Origin of the sequence: Pseudomonas sp. Irchel s3f7 (assembly GCF_900187615.1) — a bacterium.
In the GTDB taxonomy this organism is placed as follows: domain Bacteria; phylum Pseudomonadota; class Gammaproteobacteria; order Pseudomonadales; family Pseudomonadaceae; genus Aquipseudomonas.
On the sequence record NZ_FYDO01000060.1, the window covers coordinates 1 to 4,906 of the forward strand.

The 4,906-nt window shown below is 59.8% G+C and carries 4 protein-coding genes and 2 pseudogenes; 3 read left to right on the top strand and 3 right to left on the bottom strand.

Features of this window, described 5'->3' with window-relative positions; genetic code table 11:
- Nucleotides 1-161, bottom strand: a pseudogene (locus tag CKW19_RS28085) (IS256 family transposase); the annotation flags it as partial.
- A 20-nt stretch (nucleotides 162-181) separates the two neighbouring features.
- A complete protein-coding gene (locus CKW19_RS28090; RefSeq protein WP_095061770.1) occupies nucleotides 182-769 on the bottom strand; it encodes an RHS repeat-associated core domain-containing protein in 588 nt (195 codons plus the stop codon).
- Nucleotides 770-975: 206 nt separating this feature from the next.
- On the opposite strand from CKW19_RS28090, the gene CKW19_RS28095 reads away from it, so the two are divergent.
- The 3 genes from CKW19_RS28095 to CKW19_RS28105 all read left to right on the top strand — a co-directional run bounded on the left by CKW19_RS28095 (nucleotide 976) and on the right by CKW19_RS28105 (nucleotide 4,712).
- Complete coding sequence (locus tag CKW19_RS28095) at nucleotides 976-1,896, top strand: LysR family transcriptional regulator (protein WP_053160658.1); 921 nt, start codon at nucleotides 976-978, stop codon at nucleotides 1,894-1,896.
- A gap of 218 nt (nucleotides 1,897-2,114) precedes the next feature.
- A complete protein-coding gene (locus CKW19_RS28100) occupies nucleotides 2,115-3,614 on the top strand; it encodes an MFS transporter (RefSeq protein WP_095061771.1) in 1,500 nt (499 codons plus the stop codon).
- Nucleotides 3,615-3,641: 27 nt separating this feature from the next.
- Nucleotides 3,642-4,712, top strand: coding sequence for an HlyD family secretion protein (locus CKW19_RS28105; RefSeq protein ID WP_095061772.1), 1,071 nt, complete (start codon nucleotides 3,642-3,644; stop codon nucleotides 4,710-4,712).
- 74 nt (nucleotides 4,713-4,786) lie between these two features.
- Here CKW19_RS28105 and CKW19_RS29325 read toward each other — a convergent pair.
- Nucleotides 4,787-4,906: pseudogene (locus CKW19_RS29325) on the bottom strand (IS110 family transposase); the annotation flags it as partial.

Below are 4,906 nucleotides of genomic sequence, written 5' to 3' on the forward strand. Positions count from 1 at the left end.
CCAAGCTCAGCACTGAGGGCTCGCTCGATCAAAGCCTTCTTGAACGCCGCAGAGGCGTCCTCAATGGCTTCAGCGGTCATCGGTCCATCGGTGAATTGCTCGAGCAGCTCTTTCGGGATTTTCGGTAGTTCTCGCAACGCGGGTTTCTTTTTGGTTGGCATACATGCACCTCTTACTCATGTTATGCCCGAACACAAAATTTCTGACACCCCCCCTGAGGCGGTAAATTAAACATACTTGCAACACCGGCAACCATTCCCGAAAGTCCGGAAATCGCCCCTAGCAGCGTGGCACTCCCGCGATTTATCCATAAAGAGCTAATGTTCAAACCCGCGCCTACTGTGGACATGACGTATCCAGCCATCCCGAGCCTCTGTATGCCGGAAAGAGCTGCAAGTGCTCCCCAATGCCCCGTCGGATCTACCCGATTCACCGGGTCCCCTACGCAATACATATACGGATTTAACCCGCCCTCTCCAAACGGACTCCAACTGTCCGGGCTATGAAAGCGCATCAATCGCGGGTTGTAGGCGCGGTAGCCGTTACCCAGCAAGTACCAGCCAATCGTTGTTTCACGCAACTGGCCATTGAAGCCCAACCGCGTCGCGACTGCTTGCTGAGCGGATTGTTCGCCATAGGCGGAGTAGCCGATGGTGTTGATGGCGCCGTCTGTGATTTCGGCAATGACCGAGTTGCTGCTATCCGGCGCCAACAGCACGGTTCGCTTCAACGGGACATTGGTTTGATCAGCAATCTTGCGGTCAGGCATGTCGAGACCCAATGGGAGGAGGGATAACTATTGGTCTTCAGCATTACCCCGTTGAAGTGGCTTGGGGAACTAGCAGAACTGCTAGGTTCTGTGGTTTTTCTTTAATCGGGTCGCGTTCTCGTTCATCGCGAGCACGCTTCGCTCCTACGGGAATGCACTGTTAGGATTGCGTTGAAATCAATCCATTCGATTATCGAGTGCTCAGAATGCAACTCCCAGACATGAACCTCTTGATCGCCCTCGACGCCTTGCTCGATGAGGGCAGTGTGGTGGGCGCGGCGCGGCGGATGAACCTCAGCCCGGCGGCGATGAGCCGGACGTTGACGCGTATTCGCGAGGCCATTGGCGATCCGATTCTGGTGCGTGCCGGGCGTGGGCTGGTGCCGACGCCCAAGGCGCTGGAGTTGCGCGAGCAGGTGCGCAGTGTGGTGGAGCAGGCGGCGTTGCTGTTTCGTTCGGCCGATGCGGTGGAGTTGGGTTCCCTGCGGCGGCGGTTCAGCATTCGGGCCAATGACTTTTTTGTCGGCGTTTATGGCGGCAAGTTGTTCGACACCCTGGACCGGCAGGCGCCGCACTGTGAGTTGCGTTTCGTGCCGGAAGGCGATGGCGACGATGAGGCGTTGCGCGAAGGGCGGATTGATTTGAGCATCAGCAACACCCGCCCGCTGACGCCTGAAGTGAAAGTGCAGAACCTGTTTTCCACGCACTTCGTCGGCCTGGTACGTGAGGATCATCCGCTGTTTGATGAAGAGATCACTGCAGAGCGTTATGCCGGGTTTTCCCATATCAGCATGTCCCGTCGTGGCATTGCGCGAGGGCCGATCGATACCGCCCTCAATGCGCTCGGGCTGGAGCGTCGGGTGGCGGTGATTGCGCCGAGTTTCCATGCGGCGATGTTCGCGTTGCCCGATTCCGACCTGATTCTGCCGGTGCCCAAGGAAGCGCTGTTGAGCGTGCGGCGGCTGGGGTTGAAGCTGCGCTCCTTTGACCTGCCGATCCCGTTACCGACCCTGATGTTGACCCAGGCCTGGCACCCGCGTTTCGACAAGGACCCGGCCCATCGCTGGATGCGCGAAACGGTCAAGGCGTGTTGCGATGAGACGTGGTTGGCCGCGCAACCCGTTTGAAGTCCTGCCCAAATCCCTGTAGGAGCGAGCCTGCTCGCGATGAGGGCTGCGCAGGCACATCTTCATCGACGGGCTTGGCGCCATCGCGAGCAAGCTTGCTCCTACAGGGTTTTGTATTGTTGCGTCTGGTGCATTTATAAGCTGCCGAGAAGTTGATTTTCGTCAGGCATCGCCCTTCCTAGAATGCTCCCGGTACTTTCCTTCCGGAGCTCGCAGTAATGACGTCCCTCACGGTCCCGGCGCAAGTCTTCGGCCCGCGCATCATCGTTGGCCTGGTGGGCGTGTTGCTGGCGGTGCTGGTGTCGGGTCTGAACGAGATGGTGACCAAAGTCGCCCTGGCCGATATTCGCGGCGCGCTATCCATCGGTTACGACGAAGGCACTTGGCTGGTTGCCAGTTACACCGCGACATCCGTGGCCGCCATGGCCTTTGCGCCGTGGTGCGCGGTGACGTTCTCGCTGCGTCGGTTCACCTTGTGCGCCATCAGCCTGTTCACCCTCTTGGGCGTGCTGTGTCCGTTCGCCCCGAATTACGAAAGTCTGCTGCTGATGCGCACCTTGCAAGGCCTGGCCGGCGGCGCTTTGCCGCCGATGTTGATGACCGTCGCCCTGCGCTTTCTACCGGCCAACGTGAAGTTGTATGGCTTGGCCGGTTATGCCCTGACCGCCACGTTCGGCCCGGGCCTTGGAACGCCATTGGCCGGGTTGTGGACCGAGCATGTCGGGTGGCAATGGACCTTCTGGCAAATCATCGCGCCGTGCCTGATTGCGATGGTCGCCGTGGCGTATGGGTTGCCGCAGGACCCGTTGCGGCTGGAGCGTTTCAAGCAGTTCAACTGGCGCGGATTGCTGCTGGGGTTTCCGGCGATTTGCATGCTGGTGATCGGCATCTTGCAGGGCAATCGACTGGACTGGTTCGAGTCCGATTTGATCTGCGGTTTGCTCAGCGGCGGCCTATTGCTGCTGGTGCTGTTTTTGATCAACGAGTGGTCGCAGCCGATTCCGTTTTTCAAGATGCAGATGCTCGGTATCCGTAACCTGTCGTTTGCCTTGCTGACCTTGGCCGGGGTGCTGGTGGTGCTGCTCGCGGTGATCATTATTCCGTCGAGCTACCTGGCGCAGGTCCAGGGTTATCGGCCGGTGCAGACCGCGCCGATCATGTTGCTGGCGGCGCTGCCGCAATTGATTGCGCTGCCGTTGGTGGCCGCGTTGTGCAATTTTCGCTGGGTCGATTGCCGCTGGGTTCTGGGCATCGGCCTGAGCATGCTGGCGCTGTCCTGCATCGGCGGCTCGCAACTGACATCGGAATGGATTCGCGACGATTTCTACGTACTGCAATGGCTGCAAATCTTCGGTCAACCGATGGCGGTGCTGCCGCTGTTGATGCTGTCCACCGGCAGCATCAGCCCGATGGAAGGGCCATTCGCCTCGGCCTGGTTCAACACGGTCAAAGGCCTGTCGGCGGTGATCGCCACGGGCGTGATTGAGGCGCTGACCACGTCGAGGCTGCACTTTCATTCGACCATGCTCGTGGACCGTCTCGGCAATTCACCCCTGATCGACGACAACACCCCAGGCCTCGCCCATCGATTGCACGAACAGGCCGTGGTGCTGACGGCATCGGATCTCTATCTGTGCATGGCCGGCATTGCGGTGACGCTGATCCTGCTGATTTTCTGGCTGCCGACGCGGACTTATCCACCGCGCGCGCCGACCTGATTGCTCCACGCAAACTGAAGGTTTTTTATGACGACTCAAGCAAAGCAAAAAATCGCCGTAGCAGTGGCCGCTGCGCTGGCCGTCGGCGTGCTGTTGTACCTGGCGGTGCCCGGTCTGTTCGGCAAACGCACGCAACAGAGCACCAATGACGCCTATGTCTCGGCCGATTACACGCTGGTGGTGCCGCGGGTGGCCGGGTTCATCAAGCAAGTGCTGGTCGAAGACAACGAGCAGGTCAAGGCTGGACAGTTGCTGGCGTTGATCGATGACCGGGATTTGCGTGCCGCTGCCCAGGCTGCCGACGCTGAAACTTTGGTTGCGCGGGCGCAACTGCAAAATGCCAAGGCGACCCTCGAGCGGCAGTCTTCGGTGATTGCTCAAGCGCAATCTTCGGTGGTTTCGGCCAAGGCCGAGATGGCGTTCGCCGACCATGAACTGAACCGCTACAACCACTTGGCCGGTGTGGGTGCCGGCACAGTGCAAAACGCTCAGCAGGCGCGTACACGCATCGACCAGGCCAGCGCCCGGTTGGCGAATGCCACGGCGGTGCTGGCGGCGGAACGCAAACAGGTCGAGATCCTGACCGCCCAACGGGATGCGGCCGAAGGCGGTTTGAAGCGGGCGCAAGCGGCACTGGAAATGGCCAGCTACGAGTTGTCTTACACGCGGATCGTCGCGCCTCAGGACGGCATGGTCGGCGAGCGTGCAGTGCGGGTCGGCGCTTATGTTGCGCCGGGCAGCAAGATCCTCGCGGTGGTGCCCTTGGCTCAGGCTTATGTGATGGCCAACTTTCAGGAGACTCAGCTGACCGACGTGCAACCGGGCCAGCAGGTGCAGGTACGCGTCGACAGCCTGGGAGGCGCGGCGTTGAGCGGTCGGGTCGAGAGCATTGCACCGGCCACAGGTGTGACCTTCGCTGCGGTCAAACCGGACAACGCCACCGGCAATTTCACTAAAGTGGTGCAGCGCATTCCGGTGAAGATTGTGCTGGAGCCGGGACAGCCATTGGCTGAACGCTTGCGGGTGGGGATGTCGGTGGAGGCGAGTATCGATACCGTCAGTTCGGTGACCTCTGTGCGTGAGGTGACTCAGCGATGAGCTACGTTGATTGTGCTGACGCCATCGCGAGCAAGCTCGCTCCTACAGTTGACCGCATTCACCTGTGGGAGATTCTATGTTTGGGGGGAACCCCCAAACATAGAAATAGGCTTGTATTCACTTTGGTTTTTCATCAAGGCAAACAGTACCCGAGCCAGTTTTCTGGCAAGTATCACCAGCGCCTCGGTCCCTTT